This window comes from Mesorhizobium sp. P2_C5_2, assembly GCF_056404535.1.
The window spans coordinates 92,191-116,379 of the sequence record NZ_JBFUDV010000009.1 but is presented as its reverse complement, the minus strand read 5'-3'; the positions used below and the strand labels follow the sequence as shown (position 1 = coordinate 116,379).

Genomic DNA, 24,189 nt, shown 5'->3' with positions numbered 1-24,189 from the left:
GACAGACAAGTTCGTGGCCGGGCAACGGCGCGACCTCATATTCATGGAGCTTTATTATGTACCATTTTCTTCGTGCCGCCGCGCTCGCCTTTGCGCTTGTGTTGACAGGCGCTCATTGCGTCCTTGCGCATGAGTTCAAGGCTGGCGACATCGAGATCGAGCATCCCTGGTCGCGCGCCACGCCGGCCGGCGCCAAGGTCGCCGGCGGCTATTTCACCATTGTCAACAAAGGCAGCGCGCCGGACCGGCTGCTGTCAATTGCCTCCGACATTTCGGCAAAAGCCGAACTGCATGAAATGAGGGTGAAGGACGGCATCATGACCATGCGCCCGGTCAGTGGCGGCCTGGAAATTCCGGGGGGCGGCAAGGTCACGCTGGGTCCCGGCGCCTACCACATAATGTTCATGGATCTGAAGCAGCCGCCTAGGGAAGGCCAGATGTTTGCCGCCACGCTCACCTTCGAGAAGGCCGGGACGGTGACCGTCGAGTTTGCCGTGCAAGCCATCGGCAGCGCGCCGCCCCAGGAAGACAACGACTGACCAATTATTTGCCAACCGATTTTTCGAGGGACCATCATGAACAAGTATCTTTTGCCGGCCGCTGCATGCCTCGTCCTGGGGACGAGTGCCGCCTTCGCCCATATCACGCTTGAAACCCAGGAAGCGCCGGTCGGTTCGACCTACAAGGCCGTGCTGCGGGTGCCGCATGGCTGCGACGGCAAGGCGACGATTGCCGTGCGCGTGCAAATCCCGGAAGGGGTGATCGCGGTGAAGCCGATGCCGAAGCCGGGCTGGACGCTGCAGGTCAAGAAAGGCAAGTACGAGAAATCCTACCAGCTCTACGGCGAGGCGGTGACGTCGGGCGTCAAGGAAGTCGACTGGAGCGGCGGCAGCCTGCCGGATGAATTTTATGACGAGTTCGTCTTCCGCGGCACGCTGGCCGCCGATCTGCCGACCGGTCAAAAGATCTATTTTCCGGTGGTACAGGAATGCGATGGCGCCACGACTCGTTGGATAGAGATTCCTGCGGCGGGTCAGGATGAGGATGCGCTGGAAGATCCGGCGCCTGGCCTCAATCTGCTGCCGAAGAAGTGATGCATCGGCGGCGCGCTGCTTCGACGCGGCGCGCCGCTGTTTTGGTGGGTGGCATGAGCGTGGCCTATTTCCAGCTGATGGAACGAACAACCGGCAGGTGCTTCGGCCTGCTGGCCGCGATCGTGCTGCTTGCCGTCCTCGCCACGCCAAACGCGGCCCTTGCCCATGCGGCGCTGATCAAGGCCGAGCCGGCCGACGGTGCGGTGCTGGCGCTAGCGCCTACGCAATTTTCGCTGACCTTCAGCGAGCCGGTGTCGCCGCTGGTGCTGACGCTGGTGCGGCCCGACGGCACGCCTGTCGCGCTGACCTCCTTTCGCCTCGACGAGCAGACGGTCGAGATCGACAACCCTCAGAAGCTCGGGTCGGGCACGCATGTCTTGAGCTGGCGGGTGATTTCCGCCGACGGTCATCCGGTTGGCGGCTCGGTGCTGTTTTCCGTCGGCGCGCCAAGTGCGGCGCCTGCGGTGGCGGACGCCGTTGACCTGGATCTGCGGTCGGCGATCTGGACCGGCAAGGTTCTTCTCTACATCGGCCTTTTCCTCGGCGTCGGCGGCGCCTTCGCGCTTGTCTGGCTGGCGCAAGGCGTGCGCTCAGGCCAGCGTTTCGTCATTGCCGCCATCCTGTGCGGCCTGGTCGCCGCACCGCTGTCGCTCGGGTTCCAGGGGCTGGATGCTCTGGGCGCGCCGCTTGCGCGGCTGGCGCAACCGGTGGTCTGGCAAACCGGGCTCTGCACCAGCTTCGGCTGGACGGTGCTGATTGCGCTGGCGGCGCTCGGGTTTGGCCTTTTGTCGCTGGTCGGGCCGCGCGCCACCGCCCGGCCGCTGGCGCTCGCCGGACTGGCCGGCGTGGGCGCAGCGCTTGCCGTCAGCGGCCATGCGAGTGCGGCCGAACCGCAATGGCTGACGCGGCCGATGGTGTTCCTGCATGGCGCCGGCATCGCTTTCTGGGCCGGGGCGCTGCTGCCGCTCGGTCTGGCGCTGAACAGCCAGTCGGCGGAGGCCGGCACGTTCCTGCGCCGGTTTTCACGCACGATCATGCCCGTGGTGGCGGTGCTTGCCGCCGCCGGCATCGTGCTCGCCATCATCCAGGTGCAGACACCGGCAGCACTGGTCGACACCGCCTATGGCCGGCTGTTGCTGATCAAGCTGGCGTTGTTGGTGTTTCTATTCACGCTGGCGGCGGTCAACCGCTGGCGGCTGACCGCCTCGGCCGAGGCAGGTGCGACGGAAGTGCGGCGCCGGCTCACCCGATCGATCTCAGTCGAGACGCTGATCGTGCTGTTGATCTTTGGCGTTGCCGCCGGCTGGCGCTTCACGCCGCCGCCACGGGCGCTGGCGATCGCCGCGGCGCAGCCGACATCAACCCATATCCATACGCTGAAGGCGATGGCCGACATCGACATCACGCCTGGCCACACCGGAGAGGTCGCTGCCTCCATCGTCATCATGACCGGCGATTTCGGACCGCTCGACGCCAAGGAAGTGACGCTGGTGCTGTCCAAGCCCGACTCCGGCATCGAGCCGATAAAGCGTCCGGCGACCAAGCCCGGCGACGGCACCTGGCGCGTCGACGATCTCGTCATCCCGGTTCCCGGCCGGTGGACGGCGCGGCTCGATATTCTGGTTTCGGATTTCGAGGTGGTAAAGATCGAGGCGCCTATCGATATTCGCGCTGAGTGATGGCTATGTTTTCGGTTCCCGCACATGTTGCGGGTCGCCTTGTGCAGTTCATTGGTGTTACTAATGCTTTGAGATGTTCGGGATCGGGACGGTGCCACAGATGGTTGTATCAACCCGGTATATACTGAAAGCATGTTGCGGCCTTCTGGTCTTTTTTCTTGTCTGCGGATGCGATCTCACAGGTAAATCAAGCTTGATGCAGCCGAGTTTGACCCGTGAGGAGCGTCTGAAATTTGCCGCAGACTCCTACTTCAAAGACCAATGTAAAAAGCAGTGGGCGCTGCTTTGGCCCATGGCGCGAGAAGGCGATGGCGAAGCCCTTTCAGAGCTTGCCTCTGAGCTTGGAACAAGGCTTCAGATGCCTGCCTCGGATTCGGATATCAAAGCTGATCGGGGAGATCAGTCATTTGCCAATGTGCTTGTCATGACGATCTACGGTGCGACAGCGTCAAAACATCCTGGCAAGCCCAATCTTCACTACATCTTTGACCCTGCTCAATGGAACAGGGGAGATGTCACGGTTGTATCCATTCGTTCAGGCTCGATCAGTTATAGCTCGATCAAGGCTCCTCCTCCGGTTTTAATGACAAAGTTGGAAGATTGCCTTTCTCAGGCAAACTCCTCGAACGTTGGCGACAGATGCGTCGCCCAAGCCAGCAAATTGGGGCTCATTCCAAACTTTTCCGAATACAGCAAAGCCTTGGACGCAGTCCTGACCACATACCGCCCGGAGAGCTGCATTCCTCGTCCCTGGTAAGAGGATAGCACCCAATGTCAGAGCGTAAACTTCTCCCTGGGAAGTGCGCTCAGCCGAGTTCCTCGGCCAGTCCGATGAGATGCCCTTCAGGCCCGCGGATGTAGCAGAGCCGATAAACGTCCTGGTAACGGACGACTTCGCCGACGAGCTGCGCGCCGCGCTTGCGGAGCCTTTCAAGCGTGTCGTCGATGTCGTCCACGGTAAACATGACGCGGAGGTAGCCCAGAGCGTTCACCGGGGCGTTGCGATGATCCGCGACGACAGGCGGCGTGAGGAAGCGGGAGAGCTCGAGCCGGCTGTGGCCGTCCGGCGTGCGCATCATGGCAATCTCGACGCGCTGATCGCCCAGTCCGGTGACACGTCCGGCCCATTCTCCCTCGATCGTCGCCCGCCCTTCGAACTCGAGGCCGAGCTCGGGAAAGAAAGCAACCGTCGCTTCGAGGTCCTCGACGACGATACCTACATTGTCCATTCGTTTGACTGCCATAAGTCCAATCTATCGCCATATCTCCAATCGACAAGGCGTCGCCTGATCCACCAACGAACCCTTCTTGGCTCGGCCCGACCTCAGCGCGGGGTCGTCACAATTCAGCGAAGCGGTTGACGCGGCGCGAAAGGCCCGTCAATCATCCCGGCAAAACGCGACCTCAACAAAATCCGAAAGCAGGGAAGAAACGATGGAAAAAGCCGAAATCGGCCTGATCGGCCTTGGCACGATGGGCTCCAACCTGGCGCTCAACATTGCCGAGCACGGGCACCGCATCGCCGTCTTCAACCGCACCAAGGCGCGCACCGACGCCTTCCTCGAAAGCGCCGGGGAGCTCAGGGACAGGGTGGTGCCTTGCTACAGCCTGGAGGAACTGGCTGAAGCCATCCGGCCGCCGCGTCCAATCATCATCATGGTGCTGGCCGGCAAGCCGGTCGACGAACAGATCGAAGCGCTGCGCGGCGTGCTGTCTGACAACGACATCGTCATCGATGCCGGCAACGCCAATTTCCGCGACACGATGCGGCGCTTTTCCGAGCTTTCCGGCTCCGGCCTCACCTTCATTGGCATGGGCGTGTCCGGCGGCGAGGAAGGCGCGCGCCACGGGCCGTCGATCATGGTCGGCGGCACCGAAGAATCCTGGAAGCGCGTCGAAAGCGTGCTGACCGCGATTTCGGCCAAGTTCAAGGACGAACCGTGCGCTGCCTGGCTCGGCACCGACGGCGCCGGGCATTTCGTCAAAACCATCCACAACGGCATCGAATATGCCGACATGCAGATGATCGCCGAGATCTACGGCATTCTGCGCGACGGTCTCGGCATGGGGCCGAAGGAGATCGGCGTCGTCTTTGAAAACTGGAACAAGGGCCGGCTTAACTCCTACCTGATCGAGATCACCGCCAAGGTGCTGGCCGCGGACGACGAGAAGACCGGCAAGCCGGTGGTCGACATCATCGTCGACCGCGCCGGACAGAAGGGCACCGGCAAATGGTCGGTCATCGAGGCGCAGCAGCTCGGCATTCCGGCGACAGCGATCGAGGCGGCGGTTGCTGCGCGCGTGCTGTCGTCGATCAAGGACGAGCGCCAGGCGGCCGAGAAAGCCTACGGCAATATCGGCGTCACCAAGATTTCCGGCGACAAGGCGGCGCTTCTCAAGGACCTGGAACTGGCGCTGTTCGCCGGCAAGATCGCCGCTTACGCGCAAGGTTTCGCGGTGATGAGCGGCGCTTCGAAGGAGTTCAACTGGAACCTGCCGATGCCGACCATCGCCAAGATCTGGCGCGCCGGCTGCATCATCCGCTCGCAGATGCTCGATACGATGGCGGAAGCCTTCGGCTCCGGCGGCGCTTCCACCAACCTTCTGATGGCGCCGGCCTTCATCACCATGATGCAGGAAGCGCATCCGTCGCTCCGGCGCATCGTCGCCAAGGCTTCCGAAGCGGGCTCACCGGTCCCGGCTCTGGCGTCGGCACTTGCCTATTTCGACAGCTATCGCCAGGGCCGTGGCACCTCAAACCTGATCCAGGCGCAGCGCGATTTCTTCGGTGCGCATGGCTTCGAGCGTATCGGCGAGCAGGGGGCGTTCCATGGACCATGGGGCAGCGGCGCGGCTGGCTAGAGTCAGGCGAGGCCGGCCTGCAAATGGCTGATACCTGCGCTTCCGGCCTTCGCCGGCCGAAGCCCTCAGGAGGGTTGAGGTAGCTAAGGCTACGGTCGGCGTAGGCCGGTGCGCACGTACGAAAAGTACGCTCCGCTCCGGTTCTCGGTATCAACCCAGTTTGGTCGCTTCGCGCCCGTCTTCGACTCCGACTGACCTGCCTCTCAGGGTAGCGCAAGTCAGCCGCGATAGGCGACGACGTCGCCCGGCTTGACCACAGTCTGCAAAGAACCGGGTGCGCCGCCGCCTATCCAGCCCAGAACGGCGCGGGCAAGTTCGGTGCCTGCGAGCCGGAAGTCTTCGTTGACGACCAGCAATTCTCGACGAAACAAATGCAGCAGTTCGGACGACTGCTTGGACACCACGTCGACGTCGCGGCCGAGTTTCAGGCCGGCATCCTCGATGCCGGCAACGATGGCCAGCGTTGCCGCGGCGGCACTGCTGACGAAACCGTCCGGCCGGACGTCGCGGCGCATCAATTGCGCGGTCCGCGTCCTGATCTGATCGATCGACTGGTCGATTGAAACGGTGTTGAACGGCACTTCGCTGGCGTCGACCTCGCCCAGCGCATCGGCAAAGCCGTTCACCGTATGGCCGTAATAGGTGAGCCCCACAGGGGGTGTCACCAGGGCCAGCCGGCGCCGGCCGATGCCGGCCAGGTGCCGCACCGCCTCGGCGGCAAAGGCGTAGTTGTCGAAGTCATGATAGGGGTGGACGAGCCCCATATCGGTGCGGCCATGCGTGGCAAAGGGAATGCCGCGCTCCAGCATGTACCGGGCGCGTGGGTCATTGGGCTGCGTGCGCGAAATGATGACGCCGTCGGCCGAGCCGGACTCGACCAGGTACTTCACCGGATCGAGCGGATCCTGCGAGCGTGAATAGGGCGTGACAATCAGGTGATAGGGCGTGTCGGCAATGACCTCCGAGACACCGTAGATGATGTCGGAGACAAAGCTCATGATCTCGCGCTCGGTGTTGAGCACCAGGCTGATGACATTGGTCTTGCCGGTCCGCAGGCGCACGCCGGCGCGGTTCGGCCGGTAGCCAATCTGCCTGGCGACGAGCTGAACCCGCCGCCTGGTCTCGGCGCCGATCTCGGGCGCGTCCTTCAACGCTCGCGAGACGGTGGTGACGCCGAGCCCGGTCATGAAGGCAAGCGTCTTCAGCGTCGGCCGCTCATGCGCCGACGCCTCGTCGTCCTTGTCCGTCTGGTCCCTGTCCATTCGTCCCGCCCGTCAGGCGCTTAGCAGCCGCCGGGTCTGCCGACAATCGTTTACATGACGATGTGGCACGGCAGTCCGCCCGCTAAGCGTCAGTATACTGAAACGTTACAGATTGCCAATCTTGCCACCGCAGACTGCCTAATTCATGGTTCCGACAGGGTTTTCAGGCCCGGTCGACGCCGCGCGAGAAACGAGACTCGAGGTGGATTTCTTGCACTGCAGCATGATTTTGCAGCGCAACAGCCGCTTTTGTGCGGAGTTTGCCGGCTTACGCGAAAGGAATTTGTTCGCGCCTCGAAAAAATATCGGACCGCTTTTGTCCGAGGGGTTGCGCGCACCGCACAATTGCCGTATCGAAAATCTGTAACGTTTCAGATTCTGGGAGGAACCGAAATGCGCTATAAACTTTTGACCGCTGCTTTTGCCGCGACGGCCGCGCTGCAGTTTGCCGGCCCGGCAGCCGCGACCGACCTGGAAGTCACCCATTGGTGGACTTCGGGCGGCGAGGCAGCGGCGGTTGCGGAATTGGCCAAGGCCTTCGATGCGACCGGCAATCACTGGGTTGACGGTGCCATCGCCGGGTCCGGCGGCACGGCGCGACCGATCATGATCAGCCGCATCACCGGCGGCGACCCGATGGGCGCCACCCAGTTCAACCACGGCCGGCAGGCCGAAGAGTTAGTGCAGGCCGGCCTGATGCGCGACCTCACCGATGTCGCCACCAAGGGCAAGTGGACGGAAATCGTGCGGCCGAAGAGCCTGCTCGACAGCTGCACCATCAACGGCAAGATCTATTGCGTTCCGGTCAATATCCATTCCTGGCAGTGGCTGTGGCTGTCGAACGAGGCCTTCGAGAAGGCCGGCGTGCCGCTGCCGAAGGACTGGAATGAATTCGTCGCGGCAGCGCCCGCCCTGGAAAAGGCCGGCATCATCCCGCTCGCCGTCGGCGGGCAGGCATGGCAGTCCTCAGGCGCCTTTGACGTGCTGCTGGCGGCCGTGGGCGGCTCCGATGCATTCCTCAAGGTCTACAAGGACAAGGATGCCAAGTTCGCCGCCGGGCCTGAGATCGCCAAGGTCTTCAAGGCCGCCGACGATGCCCGCAAGATGGCCAAGAACACCAATGTCCAGGACTGGAACCAGGCGACCAATCTGGTCATCACCGGCAAGGCCGGCGGCCAGATCATGGGCGACTGGGCGCAGGGCGAATTCCAGGTTGCCGGCAAGGTCGCGGGCAAGGACTACACCTGCTTGCCGGGCCTCGGCCTGAACGAAGTCATCGCCACCGGCGGCGATGCCTTCTACTTCCCGCTGCTCAAGGATGCCGACAAGTCCAAGGCGCAGGAGGTGCTGGCCGAAACGCTGCTCGATCCCAAGACACAGGTCGCCTTCAACCTGAAGAAGGGCTCGCTGCCGGTGCGCGGCGACGTCGATCTCAATGCCGCCAACGACTGCATGAAGAAGGGCCTCGCCATCCTCGCCAAGGGCGCCGTCATCCCGTGGACGGACCAGCTGATGTCGCAGGACACCCAGAAGCAGAAGGAGGATCTCTTCGCCGAATTCTTCGCCAAGCCGGACATGACGGTGGAAGAGGCGCAGAAGCGCTTCGCCGACCTCATAGCGGCGGCAGACTGACGTTGGCGGCAATCCATTTCGCTCCCGGCCTTGCCGCAAGCAGGGCCGGGACCGCACCGCCCTTACCCAGCCGGCTGACGAGATGAGCAAGAGCGAGCGCCCCAACCCGCTGTTCCGCAACCTCAATGCGAAGGTCGCCTCGATCCCGATGATCCTCACCGCGTCGGTGGTCTTCGTTGGCGGGACGTTGTGGACGGTGCTCTATTCCTTCACCAATTCGAAGCTGTTGCCGCGGCTGAATTTCGTCGGTCTCGACCAGTATTACCGGCTGTGGTCGACGCCGCGCTGGCTGATCTCGATCGAGAATCTGCTGATCTACGGCGCGATCTCGCTGGTGTTCTCGCTGGTCATCGGCTTCCTGCTGGCGGCACTTCTCGATCAGAAGATCCGCTTCGAGGACACGTTCCGCACCATCTTCCTCTATCCGTTCGCGCTCTCTTTCATCGTCACCGGCCTTGTCTGGCAGTGGCTGCTCAATCCGGATTTCGGCATCCAGCACGTCGTCAGGGACCTCGGCTGGACAAGCTTCAGTTTTGATCCGCTCTACAACTCCAGCATCGTCATCTACGGCATTTCGATCGCGGCATTGTGGCAAGGGACCGGGCTCATCATGTGCCTGATGCTGGCCGGCCTGCGCGGCATCGACGAGGACATCTGGAAGGCGGCGCGCGTCGACGGCATCCCGATGTGGAAGACCTATCTGTTCATCGTCATCCCGATGATGCGGCCGGTCTTCATCACCACGCTGGTCATCATCGCCTCCGGCATCGTCAAGGTCTACGACCTCGTCGTCGCCCAGACCAGCGGTGGTCCGGGCATCGCCTCCGAAGTCCCGGCAAAGTACGTCTACGACTACATGTTCTTCGCCCAGAATCTTGGCCAGGGTTTTGCCGCCTCAACCATGATGCTGCTCTCGGTGGTGATCGTCATCGTGCCGTGGGCCTATCTCGAGTTCGGAGGCAAGAAGCGTGGCTGACCCGGCCGTCTCCTTGCCCGCCGGCGCGGGTGCCGCCGAGCGCGAAGCCTTGGGGCCGAGTGGGCCACGGCCGCGGCATGTCTTCTCGCGTCGCAACATCTTCCTCTATGGCACGCTCTTCGTGGTGGCGGTCTACTATCTGCTACCGCTCTACGTGATGGTCGTCACCTCGCTTAAAGGCATGCCCGAGATACGGCTCGGCAACATCTTCTCGCCGCCGCTCGAAATCACTTTCGAGCCGTGGGTCAAGGCGTGGGCGACAGCCTGCACCGGCCTCAATTGCGACGGGCTGTCGCGCGGCTTCTGGAATTCGGTGCGCATCACCGTGCCGTCGGTGCTGCTGTCGATCGCCATTGCCTCGGTCAACGGCTACGCGCTCGCCAACTGGCGGTTCAAGGGGGCCGACACGTTCTTCGTCATCCTGATCGTCGGCGCCTTCATCCCCTACCAGGTGATGATCTATCCGATCGTCATCATCCTGCGCGAGATCGGTCTCTATGGCAGCCTTAGCGGGCTGGTGATCGTGCATTCGATCTTCGGCATGCCGATCCTGACGCTCCTGTTCCGCAATTATTTCGCTTCGATGCCGGAAGAACTGTTCCGGGCGGCGCGCGTCGACGGTGCCGGCTTCTGGGGCATCTTCCTGCGCATCATGGCGCCGATGTCGCTGCCGATCTTCGTCGTCGCCATCATCCTGCAGGTGACCGGCATCTGGAACGACTTCCTGTTCGGTGTCGTCTACACCCGCCCCGACACCTATCCGATGACGGTGCAGCTCAACAACATCGTCAACTCGGTGCAAGGCGTGAAGGAGTACAACGTCAATATGGCCGCCACCATCCTGACCGGCCTTGTGCCACTCATCGTCTACTTCATTTCCGGCAAGCTTTTCGTGCGCGGCATCGCCGCCGGTGCGGTGAAAGGGTGATGGCGATGACGGCAGCCAACGGCACCAGCGTTTCGATACAGGACCTGTCGTTGAATTTCGGCGCTGTATCGGTGCTGCAGACCCTCAACCTCGATGTCGCCGAGGGCGAGTTCATCGTGCTGCTCGGTCCCTCAGGCTGCGGCAAGTCGACCTTGCTCAACTGCATCGCCGGGCTGCTCGACATTTCCGAAGGCCGCATCTTCATCAAGGGCAAGAATGTCACCTGGGAAGAGCCCAAGGACCGCGGCATCGGCATGGTGTTCCAGTCCTACGCGCTTTACCCGCAGATGACGGTTGAGAAGAACCTGTCCTTCGGCCTGCGCGTCGCCGGCGTCCCCAAGGACGAGATCGCCAAGCGCATCGCGCGCGCCGCCGAGATCCTGCAGATCGAGCCGCTGCTGCAGCGCAAGCCGGCCGCCTTGTCGGGCGGCCAGCGCCAGCGCGTGGCGATTGGGCGGGCGCTGGTGCGCGACGTCGATGTCTTCCTGTTCGACGAGCCGCTGTCCAATCTCGATGCCAAGCTGCGCTCGGAACTGCGCGTCGAAATCAAGCTGCTGCACCGCAAGCTGCAGAACACCATGATCTATGTCACCCACGACCAGATCGAGGCGATGACATTGGCCGATCGCATTGCGGTCATGCGCGGCGGCGTCATCCAGCAGCTCGATGCGCCGCAGACGATCTACAACCGGCCGGTCAACCGGTTTGTCGCCGGCTTCCTCGGTTCGCCGGCGATGAATTTCCTCGAAGGGCAGTTGGAGGCCGGTCCGACGTTCAAGACCGACGGTATTTCGGTGCCGCTTGAGCGCTATGCCTTTGACGGCACGGAGCGTTCCACGGGTACTTGCGTGCTCGGCATCCGGCCCGAACACATCGCCTTCGGCGACGCGGCAAAGTCGTTGCCGTTTTCCGCCAGCGGTTCGGTCGAGATCGTCGAGCCGATGGGCTCCGACACGTTGGTGTGGACGAAGCTCGGCGGCCGCAACCTGTCGTTCCGCGTCGAGGCGGAACGGACGCTGCGCAGCGGCGACCCGGTCCAGTTCGGTTTCGATCCGGCACGCGCCTCGCTGTTCGATGCCGCCACCGGCAATCGCCTGTAACTTTTGAAAATCATCCCAATCACATCCCCCCAAGAACGATCCCCCAAGACCCACCACCCAAGAAACGGACAGAGACGATGAACTGGTCATTCCAACTCTACAGCGCCCGCAATTTCCTGCCCTGGGACGGCATCCTGAAAATGCTGGGCAAGCTTGGCTACAAGGAAGTCGAAGGCTTCGGCGGCGTCTATGACGACCCCAAGGCATTCCGCGCCGAGCTCGACAAGAACGGGCTTGCAATGCCGACCGGGCATTTCTCTATCGATGCGCTGGAGAATGATTTCGATGGCGTGCGCAAAACGGCCGACGCGCTCGGCATCACGCTCGTCATTTGTCCCTTTCTCATGCCCGATTCCAGGCCGGCCGACGCGGCTGGCTGGCGCGGTTTTGGCGAGCGTCTGGCCAAGGTCGGCGAGACGGCCAAAAAGGCCGGCTACGGCTTTGCCTGGCACAACCACGATTTCGAGTTCAAGAAGCTCGCCGACGGTTCGGTGCCGCAGGATCATATCCTGGCGGCCGCACCTGACATCGGCTGGGAGATGGATGTCGCCTGGGTGATCCGTGGCGGCGTCGACCCGCTGCCGTGGATCGAGAAGTACGGCAAGCGCATCAGCGCCGTCCATGTCAAGGACATGGCCAAACCGGGCGAGGGCCTCGACGAAGACGGCTGGGCCGATGTCGGCCACGGCACCATCGACTGGGCCGGCCTGATCAAGACGCTGCGCGCCAAGAGCGCGGCCAAATATTTCGTCATGGAACAGGACAATCCCAACGACATCGAGCGTTTCGCCAGCCGCTCGCTCGCTTCCGTCAAGGCTTACTAGGAACATCATCATGGCAAAGAAACTGGGTATCGGCGTCATCGGCTGCGGCAACATCTCGAAGGCGTATTTCTCGCTGGCGCCGCTGTTTCGCGGCATCGAGATGCGCGCCTGCGCCGACATCAACATGGACGCAGCAAGGGCGCGGGCGAAGGAATTCAAGCTGCGCGCCGAGACAGTCGACGGGCTGCTCGGGGCCGACGACATCGACATCATCGTCAACCTGACCATTCCGGCGGTCCATTATGAGGTGTCGAAGCAGATCCTCGACGCCGGCAAGCATGTCTATTCGGAAAAGCCGTTCGTGCTGTCGGTCAAGGAGGGGCTCGACCTGAAGAGTCGCGCCGAGAAGAAAGGGCTGCGCATCGGCTCGGCGCCGGACACTTTCCTCGGCGGCGCGCATCAGCTGGTGCGCGCGCTCATAGACACCGGTGCACTCGGCAAGATCACCAGCGGCACCTGTCACGTGATGGGCCATGGCATGGAACACTGGCATCCCAATCCGGACTTTTTCTTCCAGCCGGGCGCCGGGCCGGTGCTCGATATCGGGCCTTACTACGTCACCAACCTGATTCAGCTGATCGGACCGGTGAAGCAGGTGGCGGCCTTCGCGACGACGCCTGCCAAGGAACGCACCATTTCGTCGAAGCCGCGCGCGGGCGAGAAAATCCCGGTCAACACGCCGACGACGATTCACGGGCTGCTGGAGTTCGAGAACGGCGCCGTGATCACACTCAACACCAGCTGGGACGTCTGGGCCCATGGTCACGCGCCGATGGAACTCTATGGCGAGGCGGGTACGGTGTATGTGCCGGATCCGAATTTCTTCGGCGGCGACGTGCGCATCACCGAGGCGGCCAAGCCGGTGAAGAAACTGCCAAAGTGGAAGCATCCGTTCGGCGTGCCGAACGAAATGCACGGCCAGGGCATGATGGCCAACTACCGCACCGCTGGCCTAGCCGACATGGCGCTGGCGATCGCCGAGGGTCGGCCGCACCGCTGCTCGATGGAACTGGCGCTGCATGCCGTCGACGTCATGACCGGCCTGTTGCGGTCGGGCGAGACCGGCAAGTTCGTCGCCATGCAGACCACATGCGAGCGGCCGGCCGCGCTTGGCGTCAAGGACGCAAAAGGGCTGTTGGCGAAGAAGAAATGAGGTAGAAGGGTGTCGGTGCTTTCGCGCCGACACCCATTCAATCCAGGATATGACCCATGCGCTGGCAGCCGGCTGAAAACCGCTATGAGAAAATGCTCTACAACAGGTGCGGGCGATCCGGCCTGAAACTGCCGGCGATCTCGCTCGGGCTGTGGCACAATTTCGGCAACGACACGCCGCACAAGACCAAGCAGGCGATTGCACGTAAAGCTTTCGATCTCGGCATCACCCATTTCGATCTTGCGAACAATTACGGCCCGCCGCCCGGCTCGGCCGAGATCGCCTTCGGCGACATATTGCGCACCGATTTCGCCGGCTATCGCGATGAGCTGATCATTTCGACCAAGGCCGGTTACGAGATGTGGGCCGGCCCTTACGGCGAATGGGGCAGCCGCAAATATGTGCTGGCCAGCCTCGACCAGAGCCTGAAGCGGATGGGGCTCGACTATGTCGACATCTTCTATTCGCATCGCTTCGATCCGGATACGCCGCTGGAAGAAACGATGGGGGCGCTCGACCATGCGGTGCGTTCGGGCAAGGCGCTTTATGCCGGCATCTCGTCCTACAATTCGCAGCGCACGCGCGAGGCGGCCGACATATTGAAGCAGCTCGGCACGCCCTGCATCATCCATCAGCCGAGCTATTCGATGCTCAACCGCTGGGTGGAAGAGGACGGACTGCTCGATACGCTCGAAGGTCTGGGCGTCGGCTCGATCGTGTTCTCGCCGCTGGCGCAAGGGATGCTGACCGACAAATATCTGGGCGGCATTCCCGAGGGCAGCCGCGCTTCTCAGGGTAAGTCGCTGCGGCCCGCCTTCATCAACGACAAGACTATCGCCAACATCCAGGCGCTGAATGCGATCGCCGGCAAGCGTGGCCAGACGCTGGCGCAGATGGCGCTGGCCTGGGTGTTGCGCAAGGGACGTGTGACCTCGGCGCTGATAGGCGCCAGCCGGCCCGAACAGGTCGAGGACTGCGTCGGTGCGCTCAAGGTGCTCGACTTCAGCGATGCCGAGCTCGCCGAGATCGACACTTACGCGCGCGAGTCCGACATCAATCTGTGGGCGGCCTCGGCGGAGCGCAAAGGTCCGCCGCGGAAGTAAGCCAAAACATAGCCGGCAAACGATACGAATCAAAACGGCGGGGAGATCCCGCCGGTTTTCGTTTTCATGAGACGATGTACCGCTCTTGCCTCAGGGCTTCTTGGCCGTGCCGAGACCAGCCTTGGGCGCCGCTGCGGCTGCCGGAGCCGGGGTCTTCATCTTGGCTTCGATCCAGCCAGTGTAGTTGGCCAGCCGCGTGTAGATGCCATAGGCGTTCTTGTGGCCGCAGGCTGCGGTGCCGTCCGACGGGCCTTCGCCCCAGGAGACGACGCCGACCTGGACCGGACCGTCGGCACCGGTCATGAACAGCGGCCCACCGCTGTCGCCGTTGCAGGCGTCGCGTTCGCCGCTGTCGGTGCCGGCGCAGATCATGTTGTTGGTCAGCGGATCCGACATATCGGCGGCAATCGCATTGGCGGCGGCGTCGATGCCCTTTTCCGAATAGCGCATGCGACGCGAAAGATCGCTGAGCGCCGCCTTCAGGTCATGTGCGTAGATCGACTTGATGCCGCTGTTGCAGGCTGCGCTCGGCTCGAGATCGAGATCGGCGACCATCAGTGCGGTCGGGAAGGTGCCGTCCTGCATTTTGCCCCAGCCGATGACCGTGGTCTTGCCACTATCGGGCGTCGGCTCATGCGTGATCTTGATGACCGGCGCATCGGCGGGTTCGGCCAGCCGGAGCAGGCCGAGATCGTTGTCCAGCGTCTGTTCGCTGTAGCCCTCGTTGACGATGACCTCGACCACCTTGTAGCGCTTGCCCTCGGTGAGATCGGTGGCACCGGTCAGCACAGTCACCGTGTCGGGCGAAATCGGCCGACCCTTGTCGTTGAGGCAGTGCGCCGCTGTCAGCACCCATTGCGGTGCAATCAGGCTGCCGCCACAAAATTGCGCGTTCGGCTGCGAGGCCGGGCTGGGGTCGAGCCGGGCGGTGGTCAGCAGCGCCACCTGGAACGGATAGGCGCCCTTGTCGGCTTCCTTGCCGCCATAGACACGGTCGGCGCCGTCGGGGTTCTCGGCCTTGGCCCTGTCCCGGGCTTCGGCGACGCGTTGCATCGGCGAGACCGCCGCTTCCGGCCTGACGGCGTCGTCTGCCGCATGCAGCGCGTTGACGGCGGGAAAGGTGGCTGCGATGCCCAACAGCGATGCAGCGGCAAGCGGCCTGAACCGATGGAAAATGTTCACCTTGAAACCTCCTGACGACAATTGGCGGGCGATGCCAGCCTAGCGCAAAACCAGCCTGAGCGAACCCGGTACGCAGATCGCACACTCCGCCAGATCGAACGGCGCCCGCGCGGTCATAAAACCGAATACGACTTTTGCTAATCGTGCCCCGTCGGGCAGAGCCCACCCAAACCCTATAGCCCCCCACGGGCTACGTGGAAGCGATTTGTCATTGCCAATGTTGGATTATTTTAGGCAGTATATCGACGCGGGTGCGTTTGGCGGAGGGCTTTAACGGGGCCGCCTGGCACGATGATCCGACACAAGCCAGTAACCAATTTGATTTTTTGGGGTCACCACGATCTCGACAATATTTCTGTATTTTGATCCAGTCCTTGCTGACTTTTGGGAGAGTCTCACCATGACGAAACTGACAAGCACTATCATTGCGTCCGCATTGCTATCCACCGCACTATGGGCGATGCCTGCCTTCGCCGCCGATCCCGGCTCCGCGAATGCCGGCAACGGCGAAAGCATGCGCGATGTCGGGACGGGCGACTACCAGCCTGGCCGGGCAAAACCGATCGCACCACCGAGACTGACCGAAGACGAAGCCAGCCGGGCGGCACCGCTGACCGACGAGGCGACGGCGGTCAAATCCTATGGCATCGTCGGCCGTTCCGCCGATGGCAAGGACATCAAGATCGATGCCGGCGAGACGCTGAAGGACCTTGTCATCAAGGAACTGAATGCGCCTGCCAACGCACCGAATGCCGACAAGACCGGGCTGACGGGTGGCGACGAAGCCGGCCGCCAGGTGTTCGGGGCCGACGACCGCGAGCAGATCAAGAACACCAAGACCTATCCGTTCACCGCGATCGGCTATCTCGAAGGCAAAGCCAAGAGCGGCTATGGCAGCTGCTCGGCGACGCTGATCGGCCCGCGCACGGTGCTCACCGCCGCGCATTGCCTCTACAGCAACGAAGACAAGGCCTGGCTCGACGACGTCATCTTCGTGCCGGCGCTCAACGGCAACACCGCCGACGATGCTCCGTTCGGCGCTTTCAGCTATGAGAGCGTCTATATCCTGCAGGGCTTCATCGACAATTATCAGGGCTACTACGGCTCGGTCATTCCGTGGGACCTCGGCATTGTCACGCTGAAGCAGGATGTCGGCACCAATCTCGGCTGGCTGGGTTATGCCAACTACGAGAACCTGGGCGATTTCACCGCCAACATCATCGGTTATCCCGGCGACAAGCCGATGGGCACGATGTGGAAGGCGACCTGCGAAGTGCACGCCGAAAATATCGGCCCGGAGTATTTCCAGTACGACTGTGATACCTATCCGGGTTCGAGCGGAAGCTCGGTCTACGCCTATGACAATGGCGCCAAGCAGCGCGTCGTCACCGGCGTGAACGTGGCCGAAAGCCCCAACGCCAACACCGCGGTGCGCCTGAGCGCCGCCAACATCGAGTGGATCAACGGCCTGTACAAATAAGGCCCGATCTTTCGCCGGCAAACAGCGGCGAAAACCAGCAATACCAAACCGGCGGCGGGACTTTCCCGCGGCCGGTTTTTTGTATCGAAATCGCTCCCTTGCACAGTTTTGCGGCGGCGCTTACGCTAGGCGATCCAAGGGGTTGGGAACGATGGCGCGGGCAAGAATGATCTTCGGGGTCAGGGCGATGGCGGCTGCATCCATGCTGGCCGCGCTGACATGTTTTTCCGCTATGGCCGACCAAGGCGGAACCTCGTCGGGCGGCGCCTGGGCCGAGCGGGTGCAAATTCTCTATCAGAGCCAGACGCGGTCAGTGCTTCGCAAGAATGTGCGGGTCTGGGATTTCCATCCGGAACTCGGCCTCGACTTCGTCTGGGAGCCGGCCGCCGGCCAGTCACCGGACCGAACGGTCGCGGCCGACGGCATCGTCAACGGCAAGGGCAGGCTGGTCTGGCGCGTGCGTGGCTCCGCGAGCTACGACCCCAAGACCATCTATTCCAGTTATTTCGGCGAGATCAGGAATGGCCGGGCCGATGGGCAGGGCCGACTGGAACTGCGCTCGGGCGAGATCCTCGACGGCCATTGGGTCGCCGGCCAGCTCGACGGCCACGGCATCCACGTCGATGCCGACGGCAATCGCTATGAGGGGGAATTCAGGGCTGGCGTGCCGAATGGCGAGGGCCGGCTGGAGACGAAAACGGGCGAGATATTCGTCGGCTCATTTGTCGATGGACTGAAGAATGGCAAGGGCCGCACCCGGCTGCCGGGCGGCACCGTCTACTGGTCGCAATGGGTGATGGGCAAGGAGATCGGCGGCGCGCGCCCCGATGTGCTGGCCGATACCAGGGTGGGCGGGCTGCTCAAGGCGCAGACCGGCGGTGGTGCGGCCGACAAGGTCGAGATCGGCATTGCCGTCGACCAGCGCATGACGCAGCAGGCCGACATGCAGTACCAGCATCTGGTGCGCGACGAAGACATTGCGATCTATCCGGTGTCGGACGAGTACAATGACGCCTGGAACGGCACCGGACAGGTTCGTACCGGCAATGTCTATGACGGCATGGATTGGGAGCAGGCGCCGGCCTTCGCCGAAGTCGACCTCAAGACCACCGATCAGTCCAGGGTCAAGCTCGACAGTCTGGAAATCAAGGTCGCTTCCAGCGAAGCCTACCGCAAGCCGATGCTGTCGATCAGCGAGCACTATGGCTGCGTCGGCTTCCGCCCTGACTTTTCGATCGTCAACAATGGCTGGGGCGACGTGAAGGACATGAAGATGTCGATCCAGTTCACCAGGACCGACGAGGAGGACAACGCGACCGGCGAGCCGAGCCGCATGTTCACAAAAGACATCGGCAATTTTGGTGACGGCGTCGATGTGTCGGTCAAGAACGTACTGGCCGAGGCGGGCGTCGACACCACCACGCTCGAGACCCAGCGCTTTACGTGTCCGTCACGGGACAGCCTCGATGTCTGCCGCGCCCAGGTGGCCAACAAGGTCAAGTTCGGCGATGTTGCCGATTACATCAGTGGCAGCGTCGAGAAGATGAGCGTGACCGGGATCGGCAAGCTCGATTATTCCTGGGCCGACGATCAGGGCGCTGTCACCCAGCAGAGCGAGCCGTTTCGCGTCGTCGTTTCGCTGGTCAGCATCGAGGTTCCCGAATCGCTGGCCGAATGCGGCGATGGCGGCGGCGCTTCACCCGAAGCCCTGCGTTACCAGAACATCGAATTTCCGATCGGCAAGACCGATTACAGCATCCCCATGGCGGTGCGCGGCAACAAGAACCTCAGCAGCTACACGGCGCGGCTGAAGATGTGGTCATCGATGTCGTCGATCCATCGCTTCAGCATCGCTGCCCATTTCGCCGACGGCAGCACGCGCGAGAGCAAGCCGTCGACATTCTTCTATTTCAGGCCGAAGCAATCCCTGTTCGAAACCAGGACCAAGCCGGCGGTCTGCTACCTGCCGGCCGATCTTGAGGGCTGCTGAACCGTCTCCTGGTTTTGGACCGGCGCTATTTCGAGCCCATCTCGAAGTAATTGGGCAGCGGGATGAGCCTGGCAAAGATCGTGCCCTGGCCGAAGACCCTGAGTTCCAGCATTGAGCCGGACGATCGCTCGGCCTTCTGGTCGAACAGGAAATTGCCGAGCGAATAGACCTCCGCGACATCGCCGCCGGCGAGCGGAAGGATCGCCTCGCTCGACACATGCGGATGGCCGCCGACAATGGCGGTGATACCGCGCAGCCGCATCTGGTCGGCCAGCATCTCCTCGCGCGGCGACGGCTCGGTCTTGTACTCGCGTCCCCAATGGACGAAGGCAACCACCGGCCGCTCGGCATTGTCGTGCAGCAGCCGGTCGAGCAAGGCAGGCGTCAAGAGGTCGGTGTTCCTGGAGCCGTTGGTGTCGATGTCGGTCAGCCCGACAATGTCGAGATCGGCAAGCGCCAGCGTCTCGCCCTGGCCGAAATGGGCGATGCCGGCGGCATCGAGCGCGGCCAGCGTTTCGGCATAACCGGATGGCCCGAGGTCGTAGGCATGGTTGTTGGCAAGGCTGACGGCGGCGACATGCAATTTCTTCAACATGCCGATGGCGAGGTCCGCCGGCATGGCCAGTGTCATGTCGTCGATCGCTTCGGGCACATTAGGCAGGATGACGCCTTCGAGATTGACGATCAGCGGCCGCGAGCGGGTTAGGGCAAGCACGCTGTCGACGACCTTCTCGGCAACACCGTCGCGGACCAGGACCTTTTTCATGGCGCGGCCGAAATTCACGTCGCCGGCGAAATAATAGAGCTTGTCGTCGGGCCGGGCCGGGCTGTTGAAACCGGGGCCGAAGGTGCCGAACAGGGCCACGACATAGCTGGTGGTGCGCTCGACATAGTCGCTTGAATGCGCCTGCGAATTCTCGTTGGCGACGACCAGCGGCGCAGCACTGAACAGCTCGCGCTGCAGCCTGGTCTGGATGTAGAGGGCACCGACCGAGTCGGCATGCGCTGGCTGCTGCAGCGCCGCAATGCCGTCGAGCGAGCTGGCGGCAAGCGTGTTCAACGTCTGCTGGTCGAAACGCCGGGCCTCATGCTGCGGCAGATAGTGCGAGAAATCGGTGGATTCGACGATCAGCGTGTCCTTGTCGACGATCGCTTTCAGGGCCTGCGCCAACCGGTCCCAGTCGGCGCGCTTGGCTTTGACCGACATTGCCACCGGAACGATTTCGGCCTCGGGGAAGTAGTGATGCAGGAAGGGCAGCATGGCCTGCACGCCATGCTCCTTGGCGAACAGGCAGGACTCTTCGATGTCGCTGTTTGCTTCGAGAAGGCGCACAGCCGCCGTATCAGCCAGGACCGGACCAAGCGGTGTCTCGAAACCGCGCGTCGTGGTGGCGAAGAGTTTTTGCGTCTTGTGGAAATGGTCCGGCGACAGGATCACGATGCGCTTGTAGCGGAAGCCGGACGAGGCATGGAAACCGAGCGCGACGAGGTCGGCGACGAGCAGGTGGTGCGGCACGGTGATGCCGGTGAGACGTTGGTTGGAGGGCTCGATTTTGGCGACGGCAGCGATGGCTTCGGTGAAGAGGGTGGGGTCGGAGTAGAAGGACGGGAAGTTGGCGTCGCCTGGTGGGCAGGGGATGGGGGCTGCTGATGCATGAGGAGAAAACAAGGTGAGAAGGGTGACTGCAAGGATCAGCAGAAAGGTCTGCGTCCAGGCACCCCCCTCTGTCCTGCCGGACATCTCCCCCTCAAGGGGGGAGATCGGCTGTTTTGCGGCTTTCGCGAATCTCCAACGTTGAAGAAAAAAGCGCCGCCAAAGAAGCAGCCAATCTCCCCCCTTGAGGGGGAGATGCCCGGCAGGGCAGAGGGGGGTGTCTTGGCGCTGGCGTTTCACTCTCACGGCTCGGCGAGCACGATGTTTTCGACGCCGCCGACATAATAGAACGGCTTCTGCTTGGAAGCGGTCAGCCGCACCACTTCGCGCGAGATATAGTCGGCGAGGCCGAACAGCGTCACGCCGCCATCGGAGGTCTTGGCCCGGCCGCGCAGGCCTTCGAGGATCGAATAGGTGAAGACGCCATGGCCGAGCTCGGGCAGTTCGGCGGCGGTGTTGTTGGCGGCGGTGGCTGAGAACACGACGATGCGTGCGTCCTGCGCGTCCTTTTCCAGGCGCGGATTGAAGGCGTTGGCGGCATGGCAGGTGTCGAGCAGCATGAAGCGCATGCCCTTGGCCCGCTCGACCGATTTCTGGATGTCGCCCCAGTCGACCAGCGACGAGCGTTTCCAGCGGTCGGCGTCTTGTTTGCGGCCGTCGGTAGGGATGAAATAATAGTCTTCGTCGATGTTGATGCCGTGGCCGGCGACGAAGATGATGGTGGTGTCGTTCTCGCCGGGCTTGTCGAGGAAATCGGCAAGCTGGTCATCGATGGTGTCGGAATCCGGTTCCAGGATGCTGTCGGCGCTGGCGACCTTGAACACGTCTTTGCCGGCGTCGGGCGCCTCGTCCAGCGCTTCGCGGTTGACCAGCACCAGCGTCTCCATCGACGAGAACAGAGGTGCGGATTTCTGCGCAATCACCCTGAGGAATTCCGTCGCGTCGTCGACGGGATAGCGCAGATCGCAGGCGCGGCCGGCGCAGGCATCGGTCAGGAAAGGATACTTGTCGACGCCGATCACGGCGACGTAGAGCTTGCCCTTGTTGGCGGGCTTTTCGGTTTTCCGGCCAAGGGCTGTGACGCTGCGCTCGGTCAAATAGCCGAATTCATTGGTGCCGGTGATGCGGATGGTGTTTTCGCCATTCTCGACCGGCACTTCGACGATGGTGCTTTTGCCGCCATCGGCCGAGCGTGCCGTGACATCGCCGACATTGCGGCTGTTCGACAGGATCGAGAAACCGGCGACATCGGCGCCGGCTTCCTGTGCGCCCGTGATCTCGACGGCGACATAGCCGTCGCGCACATTGCTCTGGTCGGTGGCAAGCTTGATACCGAATTCCGGCGGCTTGCGCTCAAGCAGCTTTTCCAGTTCGCGGTCGACGCCGGGCCGCATTTCCTGGACGGCTTGTTCGGCGCTGCGCAGGACGATGGCCCGGCGCACCATTTCCGGGCTCCAGAGATACTTTTTCAACTGGCCGGCGCTGATGAAACGGCCCTCATGATCGCGGCCCTGATTGACCTGCCAGCCGATCAACTTGTCGCCGTCGGCGGAGGAATAGTAGTAACCCTGCGGCATCCAGACGATCCATTCGGAGCCGGCAAAAAACATCGAGACGATCAGCTTGTGGGTCTTCAAATTCCACAGCCGCACGGTCTGGTCGGCACTGCCGGTGACCAGAAGTCCTTCCTTCCCGGAGGCGGCAATAGCGTTGATCTCGCCGGTGTGACCGGTGAATTCGCCTGACACCTCGGCGGTGGCGGTCTTGTATTCCAGCAGCGTCCCATCGCTGCCGCCGGTGATCAGGCCAAGCCCTTTGTCGATCAGCGTATAGGCCGAATGGACGAAGCCATTGGTGGCGGCGTTCTCGATGCTGTGCACCACCTTGCCGCCGCTGGCGATTTCCAGCACGGCGTTCTCCAGGCCGTCCTTGCCGCCGGGGACGGCATGAAGCGACCGCTCACCGTCGGCCAATGCGGCGCGGGCATAGGCGCCCTGTTCAGCCAACGCTTCCGGATCTTCGAAGAACCGCTCGGCCGTCGGCAGTGCCAGCGTCTTGTCCAACGTGCCCTGGAGTTCAGGACAGGACACGCGTTCGGGGCAGGGGTTGGCATTGCCCCAGGCGATGGAGTTGCTTACCCCATCGAAGCCGACGGCCGTTACCGGTTCGCCAACCCCTTGCAGCAGCGCCTTGCGTTCGCCGGTCGCGGGGTCCCAGAGCTGGATGGCGTTGCGGGTGCCGCCGGCGGTCGCCATCAGCGAACCGTCGGTATTGCTGGCGCTGGCAAACACTGTGCCGTCATGGCCGGCATAGTCGAGTACCTGCTCGCCGCTGTCCGTATTCCAGACCACCGTGCGATACTTGTCGGCGCAGCGATAGCTGCAGGACGCGACAAGCCGCGAACCGGTAGCGAAGCTCAGCGCGCCGATCTGGAAATCCTGCTTGGGCATGGCGCGGACGAGCTTGCCGTCGCTGGCCTGCCAGAGCTGGACATCGCCGTCCTTGCTGCCGGAGGCGAAGAGGTTGCCATCCAGCGAGACAGCGAGGGCGGCGACGCTGACGTCGCGCAGCGGTTCGGCCTCGTCGGGCAAGGCGATTTCCTCGCCCTTGGCGACATCCCAGAGCCTGATGCCATTGTCGGTGGTCGTCGCTGCCAGCCGGGTTCCGGCGGCGGCGAAGGCGAGCTTTTCGACACGCCAGGAATCGGCATCGAGTTTTGCGGCCAGCGTCCAGCCCGAAGCGGAGTTGTCGTCCGCTCGCCAGAGATAGACGAAGCCGTCGCCACCGCCGGCGGCGAGCATGTTTCCGTCGGGCGCGAAGGCGACATCATAGATCGCATAGTCGGCGACCTTGAGCACGGCCTTGATCTTGCCGGTGGCGAAATCGAACAGCCTGACATCGCCATAGGGCGGCTTGTCGCCGATGCCCGCGCCGAAATAACCGCCGGCGGCGATCGTCTTGCCATCCGGCGACACGGCGATCGCAAAGATCTTGCCGTCATTGCCGTTGCCGAGATAGCCGCGGATGGTGCGCAGCGTCACCCCACTCTGCCAGTCCCAGATGCGGATGGTCTTGTCGTCAGACGCCGAGACCAGTTCCTGGCCATCCGGCGTGAAGGCAAGGTCGCTGATCCTGGCGCTATGACCGCCGGTGTTGAGATCGAGATGGAAATCGAGCTCTTCGGCACGGGCGACGGACGCCAGCGCCAGAAGACCGACCATGATCAGCCACCGGAAAGCACGCAAGGGGTGAGAGCTGCCCGGCACCTTG

At 62.8% G+C, this 24,189-nt stretch carries 19 protein-coding genes; 14 read left to right on the top strand and 5 right to left on the bottom strand.

Going from position 1 to position 24,189, the window contains the following annotated elements:
- The first annotated feature begins 56 nt into the window (after positions 1 to 56).
- From AC1D1B_RS28090 to AC1D1B_RS28075, 4 genes are all read left to right on the top strand, one after another.
- Entirely contained in the window at positions 57 to 539 is a 483-nt protein-coding gene (locus tag AC1D1B_RS28090; protein WP_477336332.1) for a copper chaperone PCu(A)C, read from the top strand.
- 36 nt (positions 540 to 575) lie between these two features.
- A complete protein-coding gene (locus tag AC1D1B_RS28085; RefSeq protein WP_477336330.1) occupies positions 576 to 1,094 on the top strand; it encodes a YcnI family copper-binding membrane protein in 519 nt (172 codons plus the stop codon).
- A 53-nt stretch (positions 1,095 to 1,147) separates the two neighbouring features.
- A complete protein-coding gene (locus tag AC1D1B_RS28080) occupies positions 1,148 to 2,773 on the top strand; it encodes a copper resistance CopC/CopD family protein (RefSeq protein WP_477336328.1) in 1,626 nt (541 codons plus the stop codon).
- Positions 2,774 to 2,873: 100 nt separating this feature from the next.
- A complete protein-coding gene (locus AC1D1B_RS28075; RefSeq protein WP_477336326.1) occupies positions 2,874 to 3,530 on the top strand; it encodes a hypothetical protein in 657 nt (218 codons plus the stop codon).
- Between the two features lie 49 nt (positions 3,531 to 3,579).
- Here AC1D1B_RS28075 and AC1D1B_RS28070 read toward each other — a convergent pair whose 3' ends face one another.
- Positions 3,580 to 4,017 (bottom strand): VOC family protein, encoded by a 438-nt coding sequence (locus AC1D1B_RS28070; RefSeq protein WP_477336324.1) that lies wholly within the window; start codon positions 4,015 to 4,017, stop codon positions 3,580 to 3,582.
- A gap of 190 nt (positions 4,018 to 4,207) precedes the next feature.
- Between AC1D1B_RS28070 and gndA the strand changes: the two genes are divergently transcribed.
- Complete coding sequence (gene gndA / locus AC1D1B_RS28065; protein ID WP_477336322.1) at positions 4,208 to 5,635, top strand: NADP-dependent phosphogluconate dehydrogenase; 1,428 nt, start codon at positions 4,208 to 4,210, stop codon at positions 5,633 to 5,635.
- A 218-nt stretch (positions 5,636 to 5,853) separates the two neighbouring features.
- Here gndA and AC1D1B_RS28060 read toward each other — a convergent pair whose 3' ends face one another.
- Complete coding sequence (locus tag AC1D1B_RS28060) at positions 5,854 to 6,897, bottom strand: LacI family transcriptional regulator (RefSeq protein ID WP_477336320.1); 1,044 nt, start codon at positions 6,895 to 6,897, stop codon at positions 5,854 to 5,856.
- A 393-nt stretch (positions 6,898 to 7,290) separates the two neighbouring features.
- Here AC1D1B_RS28060 and AC1D1B_RS28055 point away from each other — a divergent pair, with 393 nt between their 5' ends.
- The 7 genes from AC1D1B_RS28055 to mgrA all read left to right on the top strand — a co-directional run bounded on the left by AC1D1B_RS28055 (position 7,291) and on the right by mgrA (position 14,613).
- Positions 7,291 to 8,529 carry an ABC transporter substrate-binding protein gene (locus AC1D1B_RS28055; RefSeq protein WP_477336318.1) on the top strand — a complete coding sequence of 413 codons (1,239 nt, stop codon included), beginning with the start codon at positions 7,291 to 7,293 and terminating at the stop codon, positions 8,527 to 8,529.
- Between the two features lie 82 nt (positions 8,530 to 8,611).
- Positions 8,612 to 9,505 (top strand): carbohydrate ABC transporter permease, encoded by an 894-nt coding sequence (locus AC1D1B_RS28050; RefSeq protein ID WP_142870207.1) that lies wholly within the window; start codon positions 8,612 to 8,614, stop codon positions 9,503 to 9,505.
- Positions 9,498 to 10,433: a carbohydrate ABC transporter permease gene (locus tag AC1D1B_RS28045; protein ID WP_477266822.1), complete on the top strand. Its 936-nt coding sequence runs from the start codon at positions 9,498 to 9,500 to the stop codon at positions 10,431 to 10,433. The genes AC1D1B_RS28050 and AC1D1B_RS28045 overlap by 8 nt, the downstream gene beginning before the upstream one ends.
- A 5-nt stretch (positions 10,434 to 10,438) precedes the next feature.
- A complete protein-coding gene (locus tag AC1D1B_RS28040) occupies positions 10,439 to 11,533 on the top strand; it encodes an ABC transporter ATP-binding protein (protein WP_477336316.1) in 1,095 nt (364 codons plus the stop codon).
- Between the two features lie 77 nt (positions 11,534 to 11,610).
- On the top strand, positions 11,611 to 12,357 hold the full coding sequence (locus AC1D1B_RS28035; protein ID WP_477336314.1) for a sugar phosphate isomerase/epimerase family protein: 747 nt from the start codon (positions 11,611 to 11,613) through the stop codon (positions 12,355 to 12,357).
- 10 nt (positions 12,358 to 12,367) lie between these two features.
- A complete protein-coding gene (locus tag AC1D1B_RS28030; protein WP_477336312.1) occupies positions 12,368 to 13,510 on the top strand; it encodes a Gfo/Idh/MocA family protein in 1,143 nt (380 codons plus the stop codon).
- A 56-nt stretch (positions 13,511 to 13,566) separates the two neighbouring features.
- Positions 13,567 to 14,613, top strand: a complete 1,047-nt coding sequence (gene mgrA / locus AC1D1B_RS28025; protein ID WP_477266826.1) for an L-glyceraldehyde 3-phosphate reductase — start codon at positions 13,567 to 13,569, stop codon at positions 14,611 to 14,613.
- 90 nt (positions 14,614 to 14,703) lie between these two features.
- Here mgrA and AC1D1B_RS28020 read toward each other — a convergent pair whose 3' ends face one another.
- Positions 14,704 to 15,795 (bottom strand): S1 family serine peptidase, encoded by a 1,092-nt coding sequence (locus tag AC1D1B_RS28020; protein ID WP_477336310.1) that lies wholly within the window; start codon positions 15,793 to 15,795, stop codon positions 14,704 to 14,706.
- 400 nt (positions 15,796 to 16,195) lie between these two features.
- Here AC1D1B_RS28020 and AC1D1B_RS28015 point away from each other — a divergent pair, with 400 nt between their 5' ends.
- A complete protein-coding gene (locus AC1D1B_RS28015; protein ID WP_477336308.1) occupies positions 16,196 to 17,275 on the top strand; it encodes a trypsin-like serine peptidase in 1,080 nt (359 codons plus the stop codon).
- Positions 17,276 to 17,426: 151 nt separating this feature from the next.
- Entirely contained in the window at positions 17,427 to 19,265 is a 1,839-nt protein-coding gene (locus tag AC1D1B_RS28010; RefSeq protein WP_477336306.1) for an MORN repeat-containing protein, read from the top strand.
- A 25-nt stretch (positions 19,266 to 19,290) separates the two neighbouring features.
- On the opposite strand, the gene amrB is transcribed toward AC1D1B_RS28010, so the two are convergent.
- Positions 19,291 to 21,006, bottom strand: a complete 1,716-nt coding sequence (amrB, locus tag AC1D1B_RS28005) for an AmmeMemoRadiSam system protein B (RefSeq protein WP_477336304.1) — start codon at positions 21,004 to 21,006, stop codon at positions 19,291 to 19,293.
- 155 nt (positions 21,007 to 21,161) lie between these two features.
- Positions 21,162 to 24,140, bottom strand: a complete 2,979-nt coding sequence (locus AC1D1B_RS28000) for a caspase family protein (protein WP_477336302.1) — start codon at positions 24,138 to 24,140, stop codon at positions 21,162 to 21,164.
- Between the last annotated feature and the right edge of the window lie 49 nt (positions 24,141 to 24,189).

Excerpts from the sequence above, each read along its gene's own strand:
- AC1D1B_RS28060 (WP_477336320.1), bottom strand. The coding sequence starts at position 6,897 with ATGGACAGGGACCAGACGGACAAGGACGACGAGGCGTCGGCGCATGAG.
- AC1D1B_RS28075 (WP_477336326.1), top strand. The coding sequence starts at position 2,874 with ATGGTTGTATCAACCCGGTATATACTGAAAGCATGTTGCGGCCTTCTG.
- mgrA (WP_477266826.1), top strand. The coding sequence starts at position 13,567 with ATGCGCTGGCAGCCGGCTGAAAACCGCTATGAGAAAATGCTCTACAAC.
- AC1D1B_RS28070 (WP_477336324.1), bottom strand. The coding sequence starts at position 4,017 with ATGGCAGTCAAACGAATGGACAATGTAGGTATCGTCGTCGAGGACCTC.
- AC1D1B_RS28030 (WP_477336312.1), top strand. The coding sequence starts at position 12,368 with ATGGCAAAGAAACTGGGTATCGGCGTCATCGGCTGCGGCAACATCTCG.
- AC1D1B_RS28050 (WP_142870207.1), top strand. The coding sequence starts at position 8,612 with ATGAGCAAGAGCGAGCGCCCCAACCCGCTGTTCCGCAACCTCAATGCG.
- AC1D1B_RS28090 (WP_477336332.1), top strand. The coding sequence starts at position 57 with ATGTACCATTTTCTTCGTGCCGCCGCGCTCGCCTTTGCGCTTGTGTTG.
- AC1D1B_RS28080 (WP_477336328.1), top strand. The coding sequence starts at position 1,148 with ATGAGCGTGGCCTATTTCCAGCTGATGGAACGAACAACCGGCAGGTGC.
- AC1D1B_RS28000 (WP_477336302.1), bottom strand. The coding sequence starts at position 24,140 with ATGGTCGGTCTTCTGGCGCTGGCGTCCGTCGCCCGTGCCGAAGAGCTC.
- AC1D1B_RS28010 (WP_477336306.1), top strand. The coding sequence starts at position 17,427 with ATGGCGCGGGCAAGAATGATCTTCGGGGTCAGGGCGATGGCGGCTGCA.
- AC1D1B_RS28035 (WP_477336314.1), top strand. The coding sequence starts at position 11,611 with ATGAACTGGTCATTCCAACTCTACAGCGCCCGCAATTTCCTGCCCTGG.
- AC1D1B_RS28015 (WP_477336308.1), top strand. The coding sequence starts at position 16,196 with ATGACGAAACTGACAAGCACTATCATTGCGTCCGCATTGCTATCCACC.
- gndA (WP_477336322.1), top strand. The coding sequence starts at position 4,208 with ATGGAAAAAGCCGAAATCGGCCTGATCGGCCTTGGCACGATGGGCTCC.
- AC1D1B_RS28085 (WP_477336330.1), top strand. The coding sequence starts at position 576 with ATGAACAAGTATCTTTTGCCGGCCGCTGCATGCCTCGTCCTGGGGACG.
- AC1D1B_RS28055 (WP_477336318.1), top strand. The coding sequence starts at position 7,291 with ATGCGCTATAAACTTTTGACCGCTGCTTTTGCCGCGACGGCCGCGCTG.
- AC1D1B_RS28040 (WP_477336316.1), top strand. The coding sequence starts at position 10,439 with ATGACGGCAGCCAACGGCACCAGCGTTTCGATACAGGACCTGTCGTTG.
- amrB (WP_477336304.1), bottom strand. The coding sequence starts at position 21,006 with ATGTCCGGCAGGACAGAGGGGGGTGCCTGGACGCAGACCTTTCTGCTG.